The sequence below is a fragment of the Pseudomonas lini genome (assembly GCF_001042905.1).
In the GTDB taxonomy this organism is placed as follows: Bacteria; Pseudomonadota; Gammaproteobacteria; order Pseudomonadales; family Pseudomonadaceae; genus Aquipseudomonas; species Aquipseudomonas lini.
On the sequence record NZ_JYLB01000023.1, the window covers coordinates 1 to 1,223 of the forward strand.

2 protein-coding genes are annotated in these 1,223 nt (G+C 52.1%); both read right to left on the bottom strand.

Annotation, left to right across the window (positions count from 1 at the left end):
• Positions 1–39 precede the first annotated feature (39 nt).
• The gene (locus tag TU81_RS29055; RefSeq protein ID WP_038982440.1) at positions 40–873 is read right to left on the bottom strand and encodes an IS3 family transposase; all 834 of its coding nucleotides are present in this window, start codon (positions 871–873) and stop codon (positions 40–42) included.
• Complete coding sequence (locus tag TU81_RS29060) at positions 870–1,166, bottom strand: transposase (RefSeq protein WP_038982439.1); 297 nt, start codon at positions 1,164–1,166, stop codon at positions 870–872. Before TU81_RS29060 ends, TU81_RS29055 begins: the two co-directional genes overlap by 4 nt.
• Positions 1,167–1,223 lie beyond the last annotated feature (57 nt).

The following is a 1,223-nucleotide window of genomic DNA, read 5'->3' on the forward strand; positions in this document are numbered from 1 at the left end:
TGTAGTGGTTCAGTTTTTTTAAACCATCGCGTAGGAGTATTAAGCCGCCTGTTGCTCGAACAGCGCAGGCGGCAAGTGGTTCGAGGCGGAGTGGCAACGGCGATGGTTGTAATGCGAGATGAATTCCATCACATCCTTCTCCGCTTCGAAATGATTCTGGTAGCCGTTTTCCGGCATCCAATCGTGCTTCAACGTCCTGAAATAGCGCTCCACTACCGCATTATCCCAGCAGTTGCCTCGACGGCTCATACTCTGAACGATCCGGGTTTCTGCCAAACAGGCAACAAATCGATCAGCGGTGTACTGACAGCCTTGGTCTGAGTGAAATAGCAGCTCAGGCATCGGGCGCCGTATAGACACTGCCAACCTCAGTGCTTTTGCAGACAGCTCAGCATCGGCCGTTCGTGAGCACGCCCAACCCACAATCCTGCGTGAAAACAGATCCATCACTACCGCCAGGTAAAGCCAGCTATTGCCAACTCTGATGTAGGTAATATCGCCTGCCCAAAGCGTATCTGGCCGGCTTGGATTAAAGCGACGATCAAGTATGTTCGGGGCTACGATCGCCGGCTTCGTGGCGCGGCGATAGTGGGCATAACGTGGCCTGCGTCGGTGCAGGCCAAAGGCATTGATCAAGGTACGCATTCGATAGCGGCCAATGAAAACCCCCTCTTTTCTTAGCTCTTTGCAAAGCCCACGAGTACCTAACGCCTCACGATGTTCTTTATGCAATGCACGAAGTTTGCGCCTCAGCCAACGCAGGCCAGGCTTCAGACGCTTGGATTTTCGTTTTATGTAATAACTGCTTCGGGCAATGCCAAGCACAACGCACATGCGCCGAATCGACATTGCACCTATAACGCCATCAATCATTTGGTTCGAGAGAACAGAACCTTTAGATGAGAGGGCAATTGCTTTTTTAGGACTTGGTTCTCGGCTTCAAGTAGCGCCAGTTTTGCCTGTAGCGACTCGATCAGCTCCTGATCCTGCAGTCGTGGAGGCTGCGATATTCCGTCCTGCTCCCGACGCCAACGTAAAACCCAGCGACGCAGGGCTGTAGGGCCTACCCCAGTAGCTTCACAGGCTTTAGGTACGGAGTAATGCATCTCCACAACCAAGCGAATGGCTTCTGCTTTTTCCTCTGACGTTACAACCCGATAACCCATGATGCTTCCTTAGATCGACGCTCCTACATCATGGTCTAAAAACATTCGACCACAACA